The organism is Arthrobacter woluwensis, from assembly GCF_900105345.1.
Classification (GTDB): domain Bacteria; phylum Actinomycetota; class Actinomycetes; order Actinomycetales; family Micrococcaceae; genus Arthrobacter_E; species Arthrobacter_E woluwensis.
Genome location: NZ_FNSN01000004.1, coordinates 273,120 through 293,880, shown reverse-complemented (window position 1 = coordinate 293,880; position 20,761 = coordinate 273,120). Strand labels below are relative to the sequence as shown.

Genomic DNA, 20,761 nt, shown 5'->3' with positions numbered 1-20,761 from the left:
AAGTGGCCCAATTGGGCCATGTCAACCACCAAACGGGCCATCGCGGGCATTGCAGTGGCCCAAAATGGTGCTAATGTGGACCGCATGGGCATCTATGGAGAGAAGTTACCGGCCGCAGTTGCGGCGCAACTTAGGGCTGAGAAAGCGGCCCGCTCGATGAGCTTGGACGAAATAGCTCAACTGTCGGGCGTTGGAAAGCGCACCCTTCAGCGCTACCTAAGCGGGGAGCGTCAAATCCCCATCGACGCCATGTGCGATGTGGCCGAGGCGCTCGGGCTTTCCCCCCGGGAGCTCATGGCGCGCGCCGAACAGCGCATCAAGTAGCAGTGAAGGGTCTGCGGATCGGTCCATGAGGATTGCGAGATCCTGGATGGTGTGAATGCGTGTCATTGCCTCGCCCCCCGTGGGTGATTCGAATGTATGTTCGAAGAAACATAGCACCTGTGGATGACAAAAAACCGCCCCCACCCTTAAGGGTGGGGGCGGTTTTCATTGATGACTCAGGCCGTGAGCTGCTTGCTCAACTTGGTCATGGCGTCGGTGAGGCGCTTGATGTCGGTCCTGGTCCGGTAGCCTCGGGTCACGGAGCGCACGGAGTGGCCGAGGATGTCCATGATGAGGTCTTCGGGTACACCCGCCGCGTAGAGCAGATCCGCTGTGGTGTGGCGGGAGCCGTGCAGGACGATGTCGTCCGGGAGGCCAGCGCCGGCCAGAACCTCCTTCCACCTGTCGGTCGCAGCGTCCGGGTCCCACGCCTGACCATTCCGAGTGAATACCAACTCGTCCTCTGCTGCCTGGACCGCAAGGCCCATGATCGACTTGAGCGGTTCCACGAGCGGGATGATCCGCCAGCCCTTGGACGACTTGGGGCGGGTCAGGTAAAGGGAGCCGTTCAGGTGCCGGTACTCGTAGTCTGCGGCTGCGTCACGCTTGAGGTTGGGGATCCGTTGAAGCTGCCAGGAAAGGTCAAGGAGGTCCTGCACCCGGTCGCGCTCAAGGCCAAGAATCTCGCCACGGCGAGCGCCCGTCAGTAGGTAGGTGGCCCACAGCGGGCCGTCCTCGATGGTCGTGCAGTAGGCAAGGAGCTGGATCGCCTCTTCCAGGCTAAGGGCCTTCTGTTCGGCCTTCCTGGGGCGCGGGCGCGCGGCCCGGTCGCAGGGATTGCTTCTGAGGATCCCGTCACTCACGGCGGTCTTGAGGGCCGCGCTCATGGCGTTGTGGACGTTCAGGGCGTACGTGGACGAGAGCATGACGACATCGTCCGGCCATTCCTCCTGCGGCTTCTCACGGAGACCTTTGGGCTTCGGGGTGTTCAGTACCCTGTCGTGGACCTTGCGGATGTGGGCCGGGGTGATCTTCTCGAGCGGCAACGACCCCAGCTCGGGGATTGCGAACCCGACGAGCCCCGACCGGTATCCGGCGAGAGTCTTAGGCCGGGTGTCCAGACGGGGCGCGATGTCGTCCAGCCAATGCATGAACCACTTGTCGGCGCGCCATGAGGCAGTGGGCATGTCGCCGACTTCGGCAAGCTGGGCTTTGAACTCGCGGAGCTGCTTGATGACCGTGCCGCGATCCTTGTTCCGGAACACCTTGCGTCGGCGCTTGCCGTTCTCGGACGGAAGCTCGAGCGAGCAGGTCCAGAGACCCTGGGCGTTCTTGTAGATACTGCCGTCGCCTTTGGCTCTGGTCTTGGTTGCCATGGAGTCCCCCTGATGATGGTGTAGCCATTAGTGTAGCCATTGCTGGCTACAGCTAGCCTATTGCAGCGTCTCGATTGACGCCAGAATCCGCGTGATTTAGCGGTTTTTGCTACTCCCAGGGTAGCAAGACGTTCGACTGAAAATCGAAAGGTCACCGGATCGACGCCGGTCGGAGCCACTGAAACCCTCGCCTAGCTTCTACATGGCGAGGGCTTCTTCAATTTAACGGCGGTTTCCTGAAGCCGCGTCACGAGCCGCCCTCCGGGGCGGCTTTTTCGTTTAATCGCCGTCCGGCCCCGGGCCGCCGTTCGCCCGTGACAGGGCGCTTCGCGGCTAGAGTCGTGCTGACCGCAAGAACAGTTCCAAGCAGCCCTGGGGGACCGCTGATGACCGCGCCCGTGCCACCCACCGTCCGGTGGGGCCGCGCCTATTTCGCGTTGCAGTCGGTGGCCGGCCTGCTCTGGTGGATTCTCGTCCCCGTGTCGCCGCTGGTCCGCCACATCACCCTGGGCTCGCTGGACCCTGCGCTGGTGGCGCTCTTCGACCTTCCGCTGTTCGTCGTCGCCGCCGGCCTGGCCGCGGCGGGATCGCGAGTGGCGGCCCTGGTGAACACCGCCTGGACGCTCCTGGTGACGGTGTTGATGGCGCTGTATGCCACCGTGACCACCGAAGCCGGGTGGGGTGTGGTCGCGATGGCCGCCGCCGCGCTCGGTTCGCTGCTCGCGCTGAGCCTGGTGTGGCTGGGCAGGATTCCGTTCGAGTGGGTCACCCGCGGGCCGCTCGCCTTCCGGCCGGCTGATCGACGGCGGACCACGGCCGGTCATGTGGGCTGGACGTTCACGCAGCTCGTCGTGGTCTGGGGCCTCTTCCTCGGGGTTTTCCCACTGATCATCCGGGCTCTGGAGGATCGCTGGAAGGTGGGCCTGGGCCTGCCGGAGGGGGCCGCCGTCGTCGGCTGGACGGTCTTCGTCCTGGCCAGTCTGCTGGGGATCTGCTCCGCGGTCGTCATGTCCTCCCAGGGGCGCGGCACGCCCCTGCCATCGGTGATGCCCAATGAGCTCGTGATCGCGGGCCCGTACCGCTGGGTCCGCAACCCCATGGCCGTGGCGGGCGTGGCGCAGGCGGCGTCGGTGGGGCTGATCCTCGGGTCCTGGCTCGTGGTGGTGTACGCCGTGGGCGGGGCGCTGCTCTGGAACGTCGGCATCCGGCCCCTGGAGGAGCGCGACCTCGAGGCGCGGTTCGGCGACCCCTACCGCCGGTACCGGGAGTCGGTCCGCTGCTGGATCCCCCGGTGGCCTGTGGCGTCTGGCAGCGCCGGCCGACCCTCTAGAGAAGGCTGACCCCTAGAGAAGTACGGGCTCCAGCGGCTCGAAGTCGGCCCCGGGCTTCGCGCCCGCATCCTGCGGGCGGAGCCGCTCGACCACCTCGTGCAGATCGTCCCCGATCCGGGTCAGCGACGTGAACCGGCTGGTGAGGTAGATCGTGAGTTCGCCCTCGGCGTCACGGCTGCCGGTGTCCCAGGCGAGGTAATCGCCGTTCTCGCTCATGGCGAAGACCTCCAGCCGCGACGGCAGATCCCAGGCGCCGTCCGGTTCGATCGCCCAGTCATATCCCTCCTGCTGCCATTCGCTGAACTCCTCCCGCAGGCGCGTGGTGAGGGCGCCGCCCCGGCCCAGCAGCCCGTCGGCCCGCCCGGAGGGGACCGGGGTGTAGACGAGCCACAGGCCGAAGAGGCGTCCCCATCCGAAGGTCCGGACGAACGACCCGTACGACGGCGGGAGGCCGCCTCCGTCCGAAAGCCGGTGGCCATCCAGCACTCGCGGGTCGAGCAGTGGCTCCGGCGGGCGGGACGTGGACAGGTTCCAGGAGGCTTCAGTGGTCACGAGGTGATCGTAGTGGTCGCGGAGTGACATATACTGCGTGAATTACAGCACACTAATTTGACGTAAAGGCAAGCCTAAGTAAGGCTTGGCTTGCCTAACGTTGCTTGCGGTCGTTGGGCATTCCCGATCCCCGACGGAAAGTAGTGTCCTGTGACATCGTCCCGAGTCGAACTCTCCCCAGGCCAGGACTTCGGTTCCGGCGTCGAACTCGCGCTGGCGGCGAGCAACCAGCTCCTCAACGCCAGGAACTCCCCGAATTACGTGGCGCAGGTCCTTCAGGGCGTGAACGCCGTGGCCACCAAGATCCAGCGCACCTCGCAGCCGTTCACCGGCGTCACGCCCGCCGGCCTGGAGCGCCAGGTCGCCGCCGTCGAACTCGATCAGCCGCTCCCGGATCTGACCGCGGCGCTCGAGGAGCTCGACGAGCTGTATCTGAAGGACGCCGTCTACTTCCACGATTCCCGCTATGCCGCGCACCTGAACTGCCCCGTGGTGATCCCGGCGCTGGTCGGGGAGGCGATCCTCTCCGCCGTGAACTCCTCCCTGGACACGTGGGATCAGAGCGCGGGCGCCACGCTCATCGAGCGGCGGCTGATCGACTGGACCGCGGAACGGATCGGTCTCGGCCGGGACGCGGACGGCGTGTTCACCTCCGGCGGCAGCCAGTCCAACTTCCAGGCCCTGCTCATGGCCCGCAATCACGCCGTCGCGCGACTCCGGGCCGAGTCCGCCGAGCACCGCGAGCTGCGCCTGCCGCTGCTCCTGGACCGCCTGCGGATCTTCACCTCCGCGGACAGCCACTTCAGCATCCAGAAGTCGGCCGCCATGCTGGGCCTCGGCTTCGACGCCGTCATCCCGGTTCCCACGACGCCGGACCACCGCCTGGACCCGGCCGCCCTCGGCGCCGCCCTCGCCGAGTCCCAGGAGGCCGGTCTGATCCCGATGGCAGTGGTGGCGACGGCGGGCACCACCGACTTCGGCGCGGTCGACCCGCTGCACGAGGTCTCCGCGCTGGCGAAGGCATACGACGCCTGGATGCACGTCGACGCCGCGTACGGTGGCGGGCTGCTCGTCTCGCCGCGCCACGGCGGGCTGCTGAACGGCATCCACCTGGCGGACTCCGTGACGGTCGACTTCCACAAGACCTTCTTCCAGCCCGTGAGCTCCAGCGCCGTTCTGGTCCGGGACCGCGCGATGCTCCGCCACGTGACCTACTACGCGGACTACCTCAACCCGGAGAGCGCCGCCAAGGCCCAGATCCCCAATCAGGTGGACAAGAGCATCCAGACCACCCGCCGCTTCGACGCCCTCAAGCTGTGGCTCACGCTCCGCACCATGGGCGCGGATGCCGTCGGGGCGCTCTTCGACGAAGCCATCGACCTCACCGCCCGCGTGGGGACCCTCCTCGACGAGGACCCGGATTTCGAACTCGCGGCCGCGCCCCAGCTCAGCACCCTGGTGTTCCGTTACCGCCCCCTGCTGAACGGGGTCCCGCTGGACGAGGATCTCGCGGACCGACTCAACCCCGCCATCCGCGCCGCCGTGTTCGCCTCCGGTGAGGCCGTGGTGGCCGGGACGACCGTGCACGGGCGTCACCATCTCAAGTTCACGCTCCTGAACGCCGAGACCCGTCTCAGCGACATCCAGGACATCATCGAGCTCCTGCGCCGCACCGGCGCGGACCTCCTCGGCACTCTGACAGCACCACGCGACGACGCTGCCGTCTCCTCCGTCTCCTCCGACCAGAAGGACCTCTCCGCATGACCACCACCGAGAACACCGCAGACGGCCGCATCCACGATCTGGTGGGCATCGGCCTCGGCCCGTTCAACCTGGGACTCGCCGCGCTGAGCGAGCCGCTGGACGGACTGGACCATCTCTTCCTGGAACGCCGGGAGAGCTTCGACTGGCACCCCGGCATGATGCTCGAACCGGCCCACCTCCAGGTGCCGTTCATGGCGGATCTCGTCACGCTCGCCGACCCGACCTCGCCCTACTCCTTCCTGAACTTCCTCAAGCAGACGGGCCGCCTCTACCGCTTCTACATCCGGGAGAACTTCTACCCGCTGCGCGCCGAGTTCAACCAGTACTGCCAGTGGGTGGCCGGTCAGCTCGACTCCATCCGTTTCAGCACAGATGTGCTGAATACCAGCTACGACGACGGCGTCTACACCCTCACCGTCCAGGGTCCCCAGGGCACGGAGCAGGTCCGGACGCGGCGGCTCGTGCTGGGCACCGGCACCACCCCCGGCGTCCCGGAAGCAGGCCGTGGAGTGCTCGACGCCGGCGGCCCGGCCCTGCACAACGCGGAGTACCTCCAGCGGAAGGAGGAGCTTCAGGCGCGGCGGAGCATCACCGTCGTCGGGAGCGGGCAGAGCGCCGCCGAGGTGTATCTGGACCTGCTGCAGGAGATCGACGTCCACGATTACCAGCTCACCTGGGTGACGCGCAGCGGCCGCTTCTTCCCGCTCGAATACACCAAGCTGACCCTGGAGATGACGTCCCCCGAGTACGTCGACTACTTCCACGGCCTGCCCGCGGAACAGCGCGACCACCTGATCGCGCACCAGAAGAACCTCTACAAGGGCATCGATTCGGAGCTCATCAACGAGATCTACGACCTGCTCTACGCGAAGAGCCTCAACGGCATGGTGGACACCCGGCTCTTCACGCACTCCGAACTCACACACGCCGCGTGGGACGCGGACGCCGGCGCCCACACGCTCACCTTCCGCCACGCCGAACAGGGCGGGGAGTTCACCGTCGAGTCCGAGGCCGTGGTCTTCGCAACGGGGTACTCGTACCAGGAACCGGCCTTCCTCGAGGGGATCGCGGACCGGATCCGGCGCGACGAGCTCGGACGCTTCGACGTGAACCGGCAGTACGGCATCGGCGTCGAACCGGGGGAGATCTTCGTCCAGAACGCCGAACTGCACACCCACGGCTTCGTCACCCCGGACCTCGGGATGGCCGCCTACCGCAACTCGTGCATCCTGCGGGAGATCCTCGGCACCGAGGTCTACCCGGTGGAGCGGAGCATCGCCTTCCAGCACTTCGGGGTCCCGGCCACGGAGCGCGCGGAGTCCGCGAAGTCCACCGAGTCCGCCGAGTCCCTGGCGGTGACGGCATGAACCACACTTTCCGCCCCGTCGATCCCGCCGCCGACGCGGAGCTGCTGCACGGCTGGGTCACGCAGCCCTACGCCCGGTTCTGGGGGATGCTCGCGGCGTCCGTCGAGGATGTCCGGGAGGAGTACGACGGCCTGGCCGCGACCGGTCACCACGAGGCGTTCCTGGGTCTCCGGGACGGCGTTCCGGAATTCCTGGTCGAGCGGTACCGGCCGGCCGAATCGCCGCTCAACGCGGTCTACCAGGTGCAGCCCGGCGACGTCGGCATGCACCTGCTGGTGGCGCCGCCGTCGTCGTCCGGCACCATCCCCGGCTTCACTCTCGGCGTGATGCAGTCCGTCATGGCCTGGCTGTTCGAGCACACGGGGGCCGAGCGCGTCGTCGTCGAGCCCGATGTCCGCAACCACAAGATCCACGTCCTGAACGAGCGGGTGGGGTTCCACGCGCACTCCGTCGTGACGCTGCCCCCGGTCGATCCCGCCGAAAGCACCAAGGAGGCCCTGCTGAGCTTCTGCACGCGGGACGACTTCCTCGCCACCCTCACCCCGCTCTCCGCCCCCGCCACCGAAGGAGCCTCAGCATGACCTCCACCGCCCTTTTCCAGGAAAGCAGCGCTCAGGACAGCCGCGCCCAGGACGGCCTCCGTGAACCCGCCGCTCCGGGCCGGGACGCCGGCGGAGTGGTCCACCTGGAGCCTGCCCGGTGGGCGGTGGCCAACCGGCACCTGATCCGGAAGGCGCTCGCCGAGTTCTCGCACGAGCGGCTCTTCGTCCCCGAGCGCACGGGCGACGGCGCGGACGGGCGCGGCGCCTACCGCCTCCTGAGCGACGACGGCGGCACCGAGTACCGCTTCGAGGCCACCCTCCGCGGGCTGGACCACTGGAGCATCCCGGCCGAGTCGATCACCCGCCACCGCGCGGGCCAGGACGGAGAGCTCCCGCTCGACGCGCTCGACTTCATCGCGGAGTTCCAGACCAGCCTGACGATCCGGCTGGAACAGCTGCCGGTCTACCTGGAAGAGATCAGCAGCACCCTCTCCGGCCACGCTTACAAGCAGGGCCACGGCGTCCCGTCGGGACTGCTGGCGCGAGGGGTGACGGGCGGCGCCGATGTGGCCCAGGACTTCCAGGCCATCGAACGGGGGATGACCGAGGGACACCCGTGCTTCGTGGCCAACAACGGCCGGCTCGGCTTCGGGATCTCGGACTATCACGCCTTCGCCCCGGAAACGGGCGCCCCGGTGCGCCTGCGCTGGATCGCCGTGCAGCGCAGCCGTGCCGTGTTCAGCGCGGAGGAAGGGCTGGACTACCGCCGTCACCTGACCGATGAACTCGGGTTCGACGCCATGGCCTTCTTCGACGCGGAGCTGTCCGCCGCCGGCCTGGATCCGGAGGACTACTACTACATGCCGGTCCATCCGTGGCAGTGGGAGCACAAGATCACGGTGACGTTCGCCGCCGAGATCGCTCAGCAGCGGATCGTGCTGCTCGGCACGGGCACCGATTCCTACCAGGCGCAGCAGTCCATCCGCACGTTCTTCAACCTCTCTGCCCCGGGGAAGAGCTACGTGAAGACGGCGATGTCCGTGGTGAACATGGGCTTCATGCGCGGCCTGTCTCCGCAGTACATGAAGGCCACCCCGGCCATCAATGACTGGCTGGAGGAACTGATCGACCAGGACGACGAACTGCAGCGCCACGGCCTGGCTCTGATCAAGGAGAAGGCCGCGCTCGGCTATCACAACCACTACTACGAGGCGGCCTCCGCGAAAGGCTCGCCGTACCGGAAGATGCTGTCGGCGCTCTGGCGGGAGAGCCCGGTGCACCTGCTGCGGGAAGGGCAGCAGCTGGCGACCATGGCGTCGCTGCTGCACGTCGACCAGTCGGGCACGTCCTTCGTCTCGGCACTCATCGAGCGCTCGGGGCTGTCTCCGGAGGTCTGGCTGCGCCGGTACTTCGACGCCTATCTCGTGCCGCTGGCGCACTGTCTCTTCGCCTATGAGCTGGCCTTCATGCCACACGGCGAGAATGTGATCCTTGTGCTCGAGGACGGTGTGCCCGTCCGGGCCATCATGAAGGACATCGCCGAGGAGATCGTCCTGATGGGCGACCGGGTGGAGGTTCCCGAGGACGTCGCCCGCATCAAGGCGCCCATCCCCGAGGACGAGAAGGCCGCGGCGATTTTCACCGACGTCTTCGACTGCATCTTCCGGTTCCTGGCCGCACAGCTCGCGGAGGACGGAGTGCTGGGGGAGGACGCCTTCTGGCGGACCGCGGCCGAGGCCCTGCACGAGTACCAGGCCCGGCACCCGGAGCTGTCGGACCAGTTCGCGGCGCACGACCTGTTCGTGGAGGAGTTCGAACTCTCCTGCCTGAACCGGCTCCAGCTGCGGAACAACCAGCACATGCTCGATCTGGACGACCCCTCCGGAGGCCTCCAGAAGGCCGGGATGCTCCGCAACCCGCTCGCGGCGTTCCGGGACCGCTGACGCGTGTGCGGTCGCCGTCCCCGTGGCGGGCCGGCGATCGCACCGGCTCAGCGGGGGTACGCGAGGGTTACCCTGGGGTCATGACGGCACGAGCGGATGCTTACACGGCCCTGGTCACGGGCGCCTCGGCGGGGCTGGGCGCGGAGTTCGCGCGGCAGCTCGCCGAGGAGGGCCACCACCTCATCCTCGTGGCGCGCGACGCCGGACGGCTCGCCACGGCGGCAGGCCACCTGGAGCGTGACTACGGCGTGACCGTGGAGGTGCTGCCCGCGGACCTGACGGACGACGCCGGGGTGGCCGCCGTCGTCGCGCGTCTCCGGGACGCCTCACGGCCGGTCGATGTGCTCGTGAACAACGCGGGCATCGGACTGCAGAAGCCCTTCGACGAGAATCCGGTCGAGGATGAACTGAACCACCTGCGGCTCCATGTGCAGACCACGCTGGAGCTCTGCCATGCGGCGCTGCAGGAGATGCTGCCGCGCGGCACGGGCCGGATCATCAACGTGGCCAGCGTCGCGGCCTTCGCGACCCGTGGCACGTACGGCGCGGCCAAGGCCTGGGAGCTGAGCTTCAGCCGCTGGGCCAATGTGAACTACGGGCCGGCCGGGGTGAAGGTCACGGCGCTGTGCCCGGGCTTCACACACACCGAGTTTCATCAGCGCATGGGCATCGACAAGGCGGCCATGCCCCGCTGGATGTGGCTCGACGCCCGCCGGGTGGTGCGGGACGGCCTGGCCGACAACGCACACGGCAAGGCCGTGTCGATTCCGAGCCTCCGGTACAAGGCCGTGGTGGCCGCGACGAGGCTCCTGCCCGCCCGCTTCGCCCGTGGCCCGGCGCGGAGGCCGGTCGAACAGCCCTGACAGCACCCCTTAAACACCATCGACTGCTCCCTACGATGCCGTTCCACGCCCTTTCCGGGCGTTTCAGGCATCGTAGGGAGCAGCCGATGAGAGGGGGAGGCTACTTACCGGCGCCGGCCAGCGGACGGTCCTCGAAGGGGAGGGTGTCCAGGTCCAGCAGCGGGTTCTCCTCCTGGGTGGCCACGAGCTCGCGGGCCTCCTCTTCGGTCGCGACGCTCGGCATGGAGCCGGGCAGCGGGCGACGTGCCGATTCAGGCAGGAAGTAGATCGCGATGCCGCCGATCACCGACGTGGCCATCAGGTAGTACGCGGGCATCATGTCGTTGCCCGTGGCCTGGATGAGCGAGGCCACGATGAACGGCGTGGTGCCGCCGAAGATCGCCATGGAGAAGTTGTAGGCGATGCCCATGCCGCCGTAACGGCTCGACGTCGGGAACAGGGCCGGCAGTGCGGAGGCCAGGTTCGCCACGTAGAAAGTCACGGGGAACGCGACCAGCGCCAGGCCCAGCAGGGTGGACCAGACTTCGCCGACGCCGATCAGCAGGAAGGCCGGGATCGACAGCACGATGGTGCTGCCCGCGCCGACCCACAGGACCGGGCGGCGGCCCACCCGGTCGGACAGGCGGCCGGTCAGCGGGATGCAGGCGGCCATGATCACCAGGACCGGGATGGTCAGCAGGGTGCCGTGGACGGGGTCGTAACCCTTCGAATCCGTGAGGTACGTCGGCATGTAGGACGTCAGGGCGTAGCCGACGGTGTTGGCCGCGGCGGCGAGGATCATCGCGAGGATGATCTGGCGCCAGTACGTCTTCACCAGCGTGATGGGACCCGTGTTGGTGGTCGGATCATTCTCCGTGGCGCTGCTGACCTTGGCCTCCTGGGCATCCAGGGTGGCCTGGAACTGCGGGGATTCCTCGATCTTGCTCCGGAAGTAGATGGCGACCAGGCCCAGCGGGCCGGCGAGCAGGAACGGGATGCGCCAGCCCCAGGCTTCCATGTCGGCCGGGCTCAGGGTGAGCTGGAGGACCGAGACGAGGGCGGCGCCGACGGCGAAGCCCAGGTAGGAGCCCATGTCCAGGAAGCTGGCGAAGAAGCCGCGCTTCTTGTCCGGGGCGTACTCCGAGACGAAGGTGGTGGCGCCGGCGTATTCACCGCCGGTGGAGAAGCCCTGCACGAGCTTCAGGGTGACAAGCAGAGCCGCTGCCCAGCCGCCGATCTGTGCGTAACCGGGCAGCAGGCCGATGGCGAAGGTGCTGGCGGCCATCATGGTGAGCGTCGCCGCGAGCACGCGCTGACGTCCCACCTTGTCGCCGAGCCAGCCACAGACGATGCCGCCCAGCGGACGGGCGATGAAGGTGACCGCGAAGGTGCCCAGCATGAAAAGGGTGCGGATGGCGGGGTCGGCGTCCGGAAGGAAGACCGGACCCATGACCGTCACGAGATAGCCGAACACGCCGACGTCGTACCATTCCATGGTGTTGCCGACGATCGTGCCGCCGATGGCCTTCTTCAGCATCGGCTTGTCGACGACGTTGACGTCGGAGACCTTCAGCCGGTAGCTGGGAAGACGGAACTTGCGGGCGGGCCCCCCAGGGCGCCTCGGTGCGGCAGCGGGGACGACGGTGTCGGTGCCGCCGGCAAAGGCCGAGCGGGCGCCGCGGGCGTCCTCGATGGGTCGGTCACCAGGGGCCGTCACGGTCTTCTGTGAGTCTGGGTCTATGGGCATTTGGGCTTCTCCTTGAGGGAGGTCATTTGCTTGCGACTTGCACTTCTGTGCGGGGTCCTGCCCCGCGATGACGTTCAAGTTTAGTCCCGTTGACGCAATTTGATGGAATCGGAGGCGCTCAAGACGCCGTCTGTGAGGCGGTATGACTGCCGGAGAAACCCCGGAATTCCGCGGTTTTTCCACGCTCCTGAAGAAATCCTGGGAGCCTCGTCACACGGGGCCGGAAACAGCCGTTCCGCGGCCGCTCCGGCAGGGCGGGCTCCCCACCTCAGCCTTCTCGCGTACTAGCGCCTAGTCCGCTCCCCAAACTCGCTTCGCTCCCCACCGGCTCCCAACACTCGCTTCGCTCGTGTCGGGTCCCTCGCCGGCGGGGCCCCAGCCCGGGGCCCCGCGTACTAGCGCCCAGTACGCTCCCCAAACTCGCTTCGCTCGTCCGGGGCCCCTCGCGTACTAGCGCCTAGTCCGCTCCCCAAACTCGCTTCGCTCGTCCGGGGCCCCTCGCGTACTAGGCTTGAGCCAAGGGAAAGGGAGCACAGTGGACTCTGAATTCGAGCAGCACACAGCAGGCGGACGGACCGTGATCTCTGATTCAGCGGTGGCCAAGGTCGCCGGGCTCGCGGCACGCGCCGTCGCGGGTGTCCATGCCCTCGGCACGGGAAGCACGCCCCGCGCGCTGGGCGCCATCCGTGACGCCGTCGGCAACCCGGACCACGTCCCCGGGGTGCGCGCCGAAGTCGGCGAGACCCAGGTGGCGGTGGACCTCACCCTCGTGGCCGAGTTCGGCTACCGCTTCCACGACATCGCCAACGCCGTCCGTGCCGCCGTCTACCAGGCGGTGGAGGACCTCGTGGGCATGGACGTGATCGAGGTCAACATCGAGATCAACGATGTTCAGCTGCCCGGCGCCAAGCAGGAGAACCGCCCCGCCCGTGGCGCAGCCGCCCCGACCCCGCAGGAACTTCCGCAGGGCACCGGGCCGGACGCCGTCGTCGTCGAAGGAAAGCGAGTCCCATGAACCACACCCTGAGCGGTATCGCCATCGGAGCATTCCTGGCCTTCATGTCCTTCCAGTTCGGCTGGTGGGGCTTCCTGGTCTCCCTCATCTTCATGGCCGTCGGCGCCATTCTGGGTCGCGCGGCCGAAGGCCGGATCGACCTCCGCCGGGTCCTGGACGCCCTGACGGGACGGCGCTCCTCCTCATGACCGACGCCGCCGTGGCACCGGCAGGGACCCCCGCACCGCAGCAGCGTGTCCTGGCCGGTCACAACCGATTCAGCACGCAGGCCCTCACCAGCCTGGCGAAAGCGGCCTGCGCCGAAGCCCTGGACGTGCCGGCGCAGGATGTGCGCGTCGAATGGCGCGACGACGACGGCCTCCTCGCCCTGAGCGTGGTGAGCCCCGTGAGCATCCCCGCGCTGAGCGAGGTGGTCCGCGACCCCTCGGCACTCGCCGGCGGCACCATCTGGGACCGCGCCGTCCACGCCAAATCGGCCATCCGCGCGCGCGTCATGCAGCTGAGCGGTTCCGAGCTGAGCCGCGTGGACATCCGGATCTCAGGCGTCGTGCATCGCACCGCGGGAAGGGTCAGGTGAATGGGCGTGTCCGTTGAACCGCTGTCCGCAGAAGAGGAACGCCGTTTCCTCGACGAGATCACCCGCCGGGAGCTCACGCCGTCGAGGTCTGTCGCGGCGCTCCTCGCCGGGATCCTCGTCATCGTGCTGTGCGTCTACCTCATGCTGGAGTCCGTGCTGGCGCTGTTCCGCCTGCCGGGCTGGCTGATCGACCCGGATCGCGCCCTCGACTGGATCGCGACGTTGCCCGCCGGCGGGCCCGCCCCGGTCCTGGCCCTCGGCGGCGCCGTGCTCGCCATGATCGGGCTGATCTTCCTCCTCGTCGCCGTCGTCCCGGGTCGCCGGGCCCGGCACAGCATGCCTCATCCCACGCTGGCCGTGGTGGTGGATGACGAAGTGGTGGCCTCGACTCTGGCGCGCCGCGCCCGGCTGGCCGCCAACGTCTCCTCCGCGCAGGTCATGGTCACCGTGGCCCAGTCGCAGGTGGTCGTCAACGTCCGTCCCACCTCGGGCCTGCGCGTGACCCCGGAGGCGGTGGAGCGAGCCGTTGCGGACGAACTCGGCGCCATGGGACTGGAACCCCGGCCCAGCGTCACGGTCAACATTGCGAGCACGGGAGTGGTGGGCGCATGAACGGCACGCCGAGAAGGATCAACCGCTTCTTCACCGGCCTGGTGGGCTTGGTGGTGCTGGCCGCCGGAGTCTTCCTGATGGTGGTGTCAGCCGTCCCGGCCGTGGCACAGGCCTGGCACCGGGTGGCGGAGCAGTGGGTGGAGTGGTTCCACCGCCGTTACGAGTCCACGCCTCTGCTCGCGAGCAGCTGGATCTACCTGGTGGCCGTCGCCGTGCTGCTGGTGATCGTGCTGCTCACGGTCCGGTGGATCTCCGTCCAGGGTCAGGGCCGGGTCAGCCTCCTGGTGGATCACGCCGATGATTCGCCGACGCCGGGCGATGTCACCATCAGCGGCAATGTCGCCGAGCAGATGCTCCGCGCCGCGCTGGCGGGCCGGAGCGATCTGCTCGGCCTGTCGGTGGGCACCTACCAGTACCGCGGCGTCACCGGGCTCCGCGTCCGGCTGTATCCTCGCAAGGGCGCCTCGCCGCAGAAGCTGGTCCGGGAGGTCGGCGTGCTCCTGCAAGGGCTCGACTCGACGGTCGGGCAGCACACCCCGGTGCTTCTCCACCTGGGGACGGGAACCCGGGCGCTGTTCACGCGCGAGGAACGGGTGCTCTGAGCCTTCTTGCTGCTCCGAGGTCCCGGGTGCGGCAGTGTGTCTCAGAAAGACGTGTCACCGCCGGTGACCACGTCCGATGCCGGATCGGCCTTGCTCCTGAGCGATGTGCCGTCTAGCTTGAAGGTGGAGTCAGCCTGACACCGGGCAAGCCGCCGACCAGCGCTTGCACAGCCACCGAGCATGCAGGAGTCATCATGAGTGAGAACATTCCGGGCGCCGAGGAAGTCAACAACGCGGCCGACACCGCCGGCGAAGCCGTGAAGAACGCCGCCGGCACCGCGGCGGAGCACGCCCCCGAGGGCGCCCGCGAATTCGTGGACGGCGCCGTCGAGAACGTCAAGAACTTCACCGAGGACGCTGTGGGCAACGTCAAGGAGTTCGCCGGTGACGCCACCGAGAACGTCAAGGAGTTCGCGGGCGATGCCGTCGAGAACGTGAAGGAATTCGCGGGCGATGCCGCCGAGAACGTGAAGGAGTTCGCCGGCGACGCCGTGGAGAACGCCAAGGGTCTCGGCGCGAAGATCGCCGGTTTCTTCAAGGGCGACAAGTAAGACGCGCCGCCTGAACCAGAACGCCGCGAAGGGCGGGCCCCGGAGGAATCCGGCGCCCGCCCTTCGTCATGCGCCCCGCCGTCGTGCGCGGCAGGTGAGCCGTCGTCAGCTCTTGCTCGGCACCAGATAGACGGTGGTGTCGGATGGGACCTTGTCCTCGACGGGTCCGCTGGCGAGGGCCAGGGAGAACCCGGCCGGCAGCGCCACGGGGGAGTCGCCCATGTTGGTCAGCACGAGCACGCCGCTGTTCAGGAACGCCACGACGCCGTGAGCCGGGTCGTGCAGGGCGGACCACAGGTGGGAGCCGCGCCCCAGACCATGCTCCCGCCGGAACGCCAGCGCCGCGCGGTAGAGCTCGAGGGTGGAGCCGTCGACGCCGTCCTGCACATCCGCCGCGTGTTCGCCGAAGGATGCGGGCTGCGGAAGCCACGGCTTGGCACCGTCCCGCGGTCCGTGCAGGCTGAAACCGTAGCCCGGGGCGTCCGCGGTCCACGGGAGCGGGACGCGGCAGCCGTCACGGCCGCGCTCCTCGCCGTGGGTGCGGAAGAAGGACGGGTCCTGGCGTGCCTCGGCCGGGAGCGTGGTGTGCTCCGGGAGCCCCAGTTCCTCGCCCTGGTAGAGGTAAGCGGATCCCGGCAGGGCCAGCTCCACGAGAGTCGCGGCGCGGGCGCGCGCCAGGCCGAGCGCGGCGTCGGGCTGCTCGTCCTCGGCCGCGATGCCCTTGGGGAACGTGGTGGGATCGCTCAGACCGAAACGGCTGGGGTGCCGCACGGTGTCGTGGTTGCTCAGCACCCAGGTGACAGGCGCCCCGACGGCGGCCACGGCCTCGATCGAGGCGTCGATCGAGGTGGCGAGGCGTTCGGCGTCCCAGCCGGCCAGGAGGAAGTCGAAGTTGAAGGCCTGCTGCATCTCATCGGGCCGCACATAACGGGCCAGTCGCTCGGCGGGCTCGACCCAGGCTTCGGCCACGAGCATCCGGTCACCCGGGTATTCGGCGAGGAGGCGGTGCCAGTCGCGGTAGATCTCGTGGACGCCGTCCTGGTCGAAGAAGGGCGCCTTGGAGAGGTCCTGGCCGCTGCCGGTGCCCTTCTCCTGGGTGGCTTCGCCTTCGGTGATGGAGCCCTCCACCATGGCGGCGGCGCCTTCCCAGTCCGGAAGACCCTTGGCCTTGATCATGCCGTGGGCGACGTCCACCCGGAAGCCGTCGACGCCCTTGTCCAGCCAGAAACGGAGGACGGACCGCATCTCCTCGCGCACCTCTTCGTTACCCCAATTGAGATCCGGCTGCTTGGTGTCGAAGAGGTGGAGGTACCACTCGCCGGGGGTTCCGTCGGCATTCGTGGTCCGGGTCCAGGCGGGTCCGCCGAAAATGGAATTCCAGTTGTTGGGCTCGATCTCACCGTTCTCGCCCTTACCGGGACGGAACATGTAGCGGGCGCGCTCGGGAGAGCCGGGGCCTGCGGCGAGTGCCTCCTGGAACCAGACGTGCTCGTCCGAGGTGTGGTTGGGCACGAGGTCCACGATCACCTTCAGGCCCAGCTCATGGGCCTTGTCGAGCATTCCGTCGAAGTCCTCGTTGCTGCCGAAGAGCGGGTCGACCACGCGGTAATCGGCCACGTCGTACCCCGCGTCCGCCTGCGGCGACTTGTAGAAGGGGCTCAGCCAGACGGCGTCGACCCCCAGTTCCGCCAGGTACGGAAGCTGCTGCGTGATGCCCGGGATGTCCCCCATGCCGTCACCGTTCCCGTCGGCGAACGAACGCGGGTAGACCTGGTATACCACTGCGTCGGACCACCAGGTGCCGTGGTGTGCCTCGTGGGATTCGGGTGCGGTCTGCGGCACGGGAGAACCTTCCTAACGATTCTATGTAAACGCTTGCATCGGACGATGGAAGCTTACTAATGTGATCTACGCAACATCAACCCGACTGGGAAGACTTGCTTCGCTCACTGAGGAGTCATCTGCAATGAAACCACGTAAATTCCTTGTGCCGGCCGCAGCGGTCGCTGTTCTGGCTGTAACCCTCACCGCCTGTGGCGGCGGGAGTGGGTCTGGCAACGGAGGGGGCGGCAACGATGCCGCGTCACAGGGCCTCGACGGACGCGGCCCGATCACCTTCGTGACCGGCAAGGACAACTCGAATGTCTGGCGTCCCACCATCGACCGCTGGAACTCGGCCCACCCGGACCAGAAGGTCACGCTCAAGGAACAGACCGACAACGCCGACCAGCAGCACGACGATCTGGTTCAGCACTTCCAGGCCAACGACGCCAATTACGACGTCGTGACCGTGGACGTCGTCTGGTCCGCGGAATTCGCAGCCAAGGGCTGGCTCCAGCCGCTCAAGGACAAGATGGCGGTGGACTCCACCAAGCTGCTGCCCGCGACGGTCAAGGCCGCGACGTACAACGGCACCCTCTACGCCGTGCCGACCTCCTCCGACGGCGGTCTCCTGTACTACCGCAAGGACCTGGTCCCCAACCCGCCGAAGACGTGGGACGAGATGATGTCCATGTGTTCGATCGCCAAGCAGCACAACATGAGCTGCTACGCGGGCCAGTTCCAGAAGTACGAGGGCCTGACGGTGAATGCGGCCGAGGCCATCAACACCTTCGGCGGCAAGATCGTCGATGACCAGGGCAAGGCCGCCGTGAACACTCCGGAGGCCAAGGCCGGTCTCTCCAAGCTCGTGGATGCCTACAAGAGCGGCAACATCCCCAAGGAAGGCATCACCTACCAGGAGGAACAGGGCCGTCAGGCGTTCGAAGACGGCAAGCTCCTCTTCCTGCGCAACTGGCCGTACGTCTACAACCTCGCCAAGAGTGACGGCGCCTCCAAGGTGAAGGACACCTTCGGCGTCGCGCCGCTCCCGGGCAAGGACGGCCCCGGCGCCTCCTCGCTGGGCGGCCACAGCGCAGCCATCAGCGTGTACTCCAAGAACAAGGCCACCGCGCATGACTTCGCGAACTTCCTGATCCAGGACGAGCAGCAGAAGTTCTTCGCCACTCAGGGCTCCCTGGCCCCGGTGACCGCTGATCTCTACAAGGATCAGACGATCGTGGCCAAGCTGCCGTACATGCCGACGCTGCTGACCTCGATCCAGAACGCGGTTCCGCGTCCGGTGACCCCCTTCTACCCGGCAGTCACCAAGGCGGTTCAGGACAACTCCTACGCCGCGATGAAGGGTGAGAAGACCGTCGATCAGGCACTGAGCGACATGCAGGCCGCCATCGACGCGGCCAGCGCCTCCAAGTAGCCGAACTGGTGGGGCCCGCTCCAGGGCGGGCCCCACCATCGCCCCTGCGCGGGGCCATCGACCAGGGGAACACCACAGAGGAGTCACCATGTCCACAGATGCCCCCTCGCAGACGCGGGGCACCACCACCGGCGGCGGCGCGGGGAAAGGGTCCAAAGGCGGACCCGGTCTGGCCGGCGCGGAGAGCGCCGACCGGCGCGAAGTGACGCAGGGCCGCTGGGCCTACACGCTGCTCACACCCACCTTGATCCTGCTGGCCGTGGTGATTGTCTACCCGATCATCAACGCCATCATCATGTCCTTCCAGAAGGACGCCGGCCTCGACCCGGCCACCGGCTTCTTCGTCCAGGGCGGCTTCGCCGGAGCCGACAACTACGTCCACTGGCTTCTGCAGCAGTGCAACGGCCAGGCCTGCCCTCCCGGCACCCTCGGTTCCCAGTTCTGGAACGCGATGGGCACCACCTTCTTCTTCACCGTCATCACGGTGATCCTGGAGACCGTGCTCGGTTTCTGGATGGCCGTCATCATGGCGCGCGCCTTCAAGGGCCGCAGCCTCATCCGTGCCGCCGTCCTGGTGCCGTGGGCCATCCCCACCGCCGTCACGGCCAAGCTGTTCTTCTTCATGTTCGCCTTCGATGGCATCATCAATCAGCTCTTCGGCACGCAGATCCTCTGGACGGGTTCCGAAGGGCCCGCCCGCTGGGCCATCATCATCTCCGACGTCTGGAAGACCACCCCGTTCATGGCGCTGCTGATCCTGGCGGGTCTCCAGCTCATCCCGGACGAGGTCTACGAGGCCGCGAAGGTGGACGGCGCCAGTGCCTGGCAGCGCTTCACCCAGATCACGCTCCCGCTGGTGCGGCCGGCCCTGATGGTCGCCATCCTGTTCCGCACCCTCGACGTGCTGCGCATGTACGACCTGCCCGCCATCATGACCGGTGGCGCGAACAACACCACCACGCTCTCCATCCTGGTGGTGCAGCAGGTCAGGCAAGGCCTCAACGGGGCGTCCGCGCTGTCCACCATCACCTTCCTGGTGATCTTCCTGGTGGCATTCATCTTTGTCCGCTTCCTCGGCGCCAACGCCGTGGAGTCCGCCGCACCGAAGAAGAAGTGACATGAGCAACGCAGTCAGCACCGCCTCCGAAACCACGCGCCGTCGTGCCTTCAGCTGGGCGCCCGCGCGCACGTACCTTCAGGCCGCCGTCATTCTCGTCTGGTGTCTCGCGCCCTTCTACTGGATGATCGTCACGGCCTTCCGCGATGTCGGCTTCACCTTCGATCCGACGCCGTTCTTCACCCACGTCACGTTCGACAACTTCCGCACGGTGTTCGATGAGAGCCTGGGCAACCACTTCGCCCAGAACCTCCTGAACAGCCTGATCGTGGCGGGCACCACCACCGTGATCTCCCTGGTGGTCGGCGTGTTCGCGGCCTACGCCCTGGCCCGGCTGAAGTTCCGCTTCAAGGAACTGGTGCTCGGGTTCATCCTGGGCGCGTCGATGTTCCCCGCCGTCGCCCTGATCACCCCACTGTTCCAGTTCTTCACCGGGATCGGCTGGATGGGCACCTACCAGGCGCTGATCATCCCGAGCATCTCCTTCTCCCTGCCCCTGGCGGTCTACACGCTCACATCCTTCTTCCGTGAGATGCCGTGGGAGCTGGAGGAGGCGGCCCGGATCGACGGCTGCACGCAGGGCCAGGCGTTCCGGAAGGTCATCCTGCCGCTGGCCGCGCCCGCGACGTTCACCACCGCGATCCTGACCTTCATCGGCGCCTGGAACGAGTTCCTGATCGCCAGCCAGCTCTCGGTGGATTCCACCAAGACCGTCACCGTGGCCATCGCCTCCTTCGCCGGCGCCCAGCCGCACCAGGAGCCGTACACAGCCGTCATGGCCGCCGGAACCGTGGTCACCATCCCGCTGGTCATCCTGGTGCTGGTGTTCCAGCGCAAGATCGTGGCCGGTCTGACCGCCGGCGCGGTCAAGTGAGCAAGCAGCAGTCCTCCGCGGACGACGACGGCCGCCGCGCCGCCGTCGCCCGCGGGCGGACCGTGGGCGGCTGGGAAGGCCCGGCCCGGGAGGAGCCGGAGCGGAAGCCCAGCCGTCGCCTCCTCAGAAGCGCTGAGGATCTGGACATCGTCCTGGGGATGCTGGGGTTCTGGACCCTGGTCCTCTTCGGCACCACGGTGTGGATGGAGGTCACGGGACAGCCGGCGCTCGGCTGGGCGCTCGGCCTGCTTGCGGCCGTGCTCGCCGTCTGGGGACTCATCAGGCTCCGCAGGCGTCTGCCGTCCCGGGCCATGGGCCGTCGCAACTGAGCACGAGGCGTCATCGACTGTGACGTGACATGGCACGCGT

The 20,761-nt window shown here is 67.6% G+C and carries 21 protein-coding genes; 17 read left to right on the top strand and 4 right to left on the bottom strand.

Annotated elements, in window-relative coordinates; genetic code table 11:
* Window positions 1-18: 18 nt before the first annotated feature.
* Window positions 19-324: a helix-turn-helix domain-containing protein gene (locus BLV63_RS16980; RefSeq protein WP_082724321.1), complete on the top strand. Its 306-nt coding sequence runs from the start codon at window positions 19-21 to the stop codon at window positions 322-324.
* A gap of 176 nt (window positions 325-500) precedes the next feature.
* On the opposite strand, the gene BLV63_RS16975 is transcribed toward BLV63_RS16980, so the two are convergent.
* The gene (locus BLV63_RS16975) at window positions 501-1,700 is read right to left on the bottom strand and encodes a tyrosine-type recombinase/integrase (protein WP_066217290.1); all 1,200 of its coding nucleotides are present in this window, start codon (window positions 1,698-1,700) and stop codon (window positions 501-503) included.
* 386 nt (window positions 1,701-2,086) lie between these two features.
* Here BLV63_RS16975 and BLV63_RS16970 point away from each other — a divergent pair, with 386 nt between their 5' ends.
* Window positions 2,087-3,040 (top strand): methyltransferase family protein, encoded by a 954-nt coding sequence (locus BLV63_RS16970; protein ID WP_066217289.1) that lies wholly within the window; start codon window positions 2,087-2,089, stop codon window positions 3,038-3,040.
* 3 nt (window positions 3,041-3,043) lie between these two features.
* On the opposite strand, the gene BLV63_RS16965 is transcribed toward BLV63_RS16970, so the two are convergent.
* Window positions 3,044-3,583 carry an SMI1/KNR4 family protein gene (locus BLV63_RS16965; protein WP_066217304.1) on the bottom strand — a complete coding sequence of 180 codons (540 nt, stop codon included), beginning with the start codon at window positions 3,581-3,583 and terminating at the stop codon, window positions 3,044-3,046.
* 150 nt (window positions 3,584-3,733) lie between these two features.
* Between BLV63_RS16965 and BLV63_RS16960 the strand changes: the two genes are divergently transcribed.
* The 5 genes from BLV63_RS16960 to BLV63_RS16940 all read left to right on the top strand — a co-directional run bounded on the left by BLV63_RS16960 (window position 3,734) and on the right by BLV63_RS16940 (window position 10,062).
* Window positions 3,734-5,347, top strand: coding sequence for a pyridoxal phosphate-dependent decarboxylase family protein (locus BLV63_RS16960; RefSeq protein WP_066217287.1), 1,614 nt, complete (start codon window positions 3,734-3,736; stop codon window positions 5,345-5,347).
* Window positions 5,344-6,714, top strand: coding sequence for a lysine N(6)-hydroxylase/L-ornithine N(5)-oxygenase family protein (locus BLV63_RS16955; protein WP_066217285.1), 1,371 nt, complete (start codon window positions 5,344-5,346; stop codon window positions 6,712-6,714). The genes BLV63_RS16960 and BLV63_RS16955 overlap by 4 nt, the downstream gene beginning before the upstream one ends.
* Window positions 6,711-7,295, top strand: coding sequence for a GNAT family N-acetyltransferase (locus BLV63_RS16950; protein WP_066217283.1), 585 nt, complete (start codon window positions 6,711-6,713; stop codon window positions 7,293-7,295). Before BLV63_RS16955 ends, BLV63_RS16950 begins: the two co-directional genes overlap by 4 nt.
* A complete protein-coding gene (locus BLV63_RS16945) occupies window positions 7,292-9,199 on the top strand; it encodes an IucA/IucC family protein (protein ID WP_074784658.1) in 1,908 nt (635 codons plus the stop codon). Before BLV63_RS16950 ends, BLV63_RS16945 begins: the two co-directional genes overlap by 4 nt.
* A gap of 80 nt (window positions 9,200-9,279) precedes the next feature.
* Window positions 9,280-10,062 carry an SDR family NAD(P)-dependent oxidoreductase gene (locus tag BLV63_RS16940; RefSeq protein WP_066217281.1) on the top strand — a complete coding sequence of 261 codons (783 nt, stop codon included), beginning with the start codon at window positions 9,280-9,282 and terminating at the stop codon, window positions 10,060-10,062.
* Window positions 10,063-10,162: 100 nt separating this feature from the next.
* Here BLV63_RS16940 and BLV63_RS16935 read toward each other — a convergent pair whose 3' ends face one another.
* Window positions 10,163-11,788, bottom strand: a complete 1,626-nt coding sequence (locus BLV63_RS16935) for an MFS transporter (RefSeq protein WP_066217279.1) — start codon at window positions 11,786-11,788, stop codon at window positions 10,163-10,165.
* Between the two features lie 511 nt (window positions 11,789-12,299).
* On the opposite strand from BLV63_RS16935, the gene BLV63_RS16930 reads away from it, so the two are divergent.
* The 6 genes from BLV63_RS16930 (at window position 12,300) to BLV63_RS16905 (ending at window position 15,145) form a co-directional block, all read left to right on the top strand.
* Entirely contained in the window at window positions 12,300-12,803 is a 504-nt protein-coding gene (locus BLV63_RS16930; RefSeq protein WP_082724320.1) for an Asp23/Gls24 family envelope stress response protein, read from the top strand.
* Window positions 12,800-12,991 carry a DUF2273 domain-containing protein gene (locus BLV63_RS16925; protein ID WP_066217277.1) on the top strand — a complete coding sequence of 64 codons (192 nt, stop codon included), beginning with the start codon at window positions 12,800-12,802 and terminating at the stop codon, window positions 12,989-12,991. The genes BLV63_RS16930 and BLV63_RS16925 overlap by 4 nt, the downstream gene beginning before the upstream one ends.
* Window positions 12,988-13,380, top strand: coding sequence for a hypothetical protein (locus BLV63_RS16920; protein ID WP_066217276.1), 393 nt, complete (start codon window positions 12,988-12,990; stop codon window positions 13,378-13,380). Before BLV63_RS16925 ends, BLV63_RS16920 begins: the two co-directional genes overlap by 4 nt.
* Window positions 13,381-13,386: 6 nt before the next feature.
* Window positions 13,387-13,992, top strand: coding sequence for a DUF6286 domain-containing protein (locus BLV63_RS16915; protein WP_373277872.1), 606 nt, complete (start codon window positions 13,387-13,389; stop codon window positions 13,990-13,992).
* Window positions 13,989-14,594: a hypothetical protein gene (locus BLV63_RS16910; RefSeq protein ID WP_066217272.1), complete on the top strand. Its 606-nt coding sequence runs from the start codon at window positions 13,989-13,991 to the stop codon at window positions 14,592-14,594. Before BLV63_RS16915 ends, BLV63_RS16910 begins: the two co-directional genes overlap by 4 nt.
* A 194-nt stretch (window positions 14,595-14,788) precedes the next feature.
* Window positions 14,789-15,145 carry a hypothetical protein gene (locus tag BLV63_RS16905; protein ID WP_066217271.1) on the top strand — a complete coding sequence of 119 codons (357 nt, stop codon included), beginning with the start codon at window positions 14,789-14,791 and terminating at the stop codon, window positions 15,143-15,145.
* Window positions 15,146-15,250: 105 nt separating this feature from the next.
* Here the strand turns inward: BLV63_RS16905 and BLV63_RS16900 are convergent, their stop codons facing one another.
* Window positions 15,251-16,876 carry a glycoside hydrolase family 13 protein gene (locus BLV63_RS16900; protein WP_082724323.1) on the bottom strand — a complete coding sequence of 542 codons (1,626 nt, stop codon included), beginning with the start codon at window positions 16,874-16,876 and terminating at the stop codon, window positions 15,251-15,253.
* A gap of 235 nt (window positions 16,877-17,111) precedes the next feature.
* Here BLV63_RS16900 and BLV63_RS16895 point away from each other — a divergent pair, with 235 nt between their 5' ends.
* The 4 genes from BLV63_RS16895 (at window position 17,112) to BLV63_RS16880 (ending at window position 20,721) form a co-directional block, all read left to right on the top strand.
* Entirely contained in the window at window positions 17,112-18,401 is a 1,290-nt protein-coding gene (locus BLV63_RS16895) for an ABC transporter substrate-binding protein (protein ID WP_066217268.1), read from the top strand.
* A gap of 88 nt (window positions 18,402-18,489) precedes the next feature.
* Complete coding sequence (locus tag BLV63_RS16890) at window positions 18,490-19,518, top strand: carbohydrate ABC transporter permease (RefSeq protein ID WP_066217266.1); 1,029 nt, start codon at window positions 18,490-18,492, stop codon at window positions 19,516-19,518.
* Window position 19,519: 1 nt separating this feature from the next.
* Window positions 19,520-20,392 carry a carbohydrate ABC transporter permease gene (locus BLV63_RS16885; RefSeq protein WP_066217264.1) on the top strand — a complete coding sequence of 291 codons (873 nt, stop codon included), beginning with the start codon at window positions 19,520-19,522 and terminating at the stop codon, window positions 20,390-20,392.
* The gene (locus BLV63_RS16880) at window positions 20,389-20,721 is read left to right on the top strand and encodes a hypothetical protein (protein WP_244907368.1); all 333 of its coding nucleotides are present in this window, start codon (window positions 20,389-20,391) and stop codon (window positions 20,719-20,721) included. The genes BLV63_RS16885 and BLV63_RS16880 overlap by 4 nt, the downstream gene beginning before the upstream one ends.
* The last annotated feature ends 40 nt before the right edge of the window (window positions 20,722-20,761 follow it).

Coding starts and splice junctions, on each gene's coding strand:
- BLV63_RS16980 (WP_082724321.1), top strand. CDS start 19: ATGTCAACCACCAAACGGGCCATCGCGGGCATTGCAGTGGCCCAAAAT.
- BLV63_RS16975 (WP_066217290.1), bottom strand. CDS start 1,700: ATGGCAACCAAGACCAGAGCCAAAGGCGACGGCAGTATCTACAAGAAC.
- BLV63_RS16970 (WP_066217289.1), top strand. CDS start 2,087: ATGACCGCGCCCGTGCCACCCACCGTCCGGTGGGGCCGCGCCTATTTC.
- BLV63_RS16955 (WP_066217285.1), top strand. CDS start 5,344: ATGACCACCACCGAGAACACCGCAGACGGCCGCATCCACGATCTGGTG.
- BLV63_RS16950 (WP_066217283.1), top strand. CDS start 6,711: ATGAACCACACTTTCCGCCCCGTCGATCCCGCCGCCGACGCGGAGCTG.
- BLV63_RS16945 (WP_074784658.1), top strand. CDS start 7,292: ATGACCTCCACCGCCCTTTTCCAGGAAAGCAGCGCTCAGGACAGCCGC.
- BLV63_RS16940 (WP_066217281.1), top strand. CDS start 9,280: ATGACGGCACGAGCGGATGCTTACACGGCCCTGGTCACGGGCGCCTCG.
- BLV63_RS16935 (WP_066217279.1), bottom strand. CDS start 11,788: ATGCCCATAGACCCAGACTCACAGAAGACCGTGACGGCCCCTGGTGAC.
- BLV63_RS16925 (WP_066217277.1), top strand. CDS start 12,800: ATGAACCACACCCTGAGCGGTATCGCCATCGGAGCATTCCTGGCCTTC.
- BLV63_RS16920 (WP_066217276.1), top strand. CDS start 12,988: ATGACCGACGCCGCCGTGGCACCGGCAGGGACCCCCGCACCGCAGCAG.
- BLV63_RS16910 (WP_066217272.1), top strand. CDS start 13,989: ATGAACGGCACGCCGAGAAGGATCAACCGCTTCTTCACCGGCCTGGTG.
- BLV63_RS16905 (WP_066217271.1), top strand. CDS start 14,789: ATGAGTGAGAACATTCCGGGCGCCGAGGAAGTCAACAACGCGGCCGAC.
- BLV63_RS16900 (WP_082724323.1), bottom strand. CDS start 16,876: ATGGGGGACATCCCGGGCATCACGCAGCAGCTTCCGTACCTGGCGGAA.
- BLV63_RS16895 (WP_066217268.1), top strand. CDS start 17,112: ATGAAACCACGTAAATTCCTTGTGCCGGCCGCAGCGGTCGCTGTTCTG.
- BLV63_RS16890 (WP_066217266.1), top strand. CDS start 18,490: ATGTCCACAGATGCCCCCTCGCAGACGCGGGGCACCACCACCGGCGGC.
- BLV63_RS16885 (WP_066217264.1), top strand. CDS start 19,520: ATGAGCAACGCAGTCAGCACCGCCTCCGAAACCACGCGCCGTCGTGCC.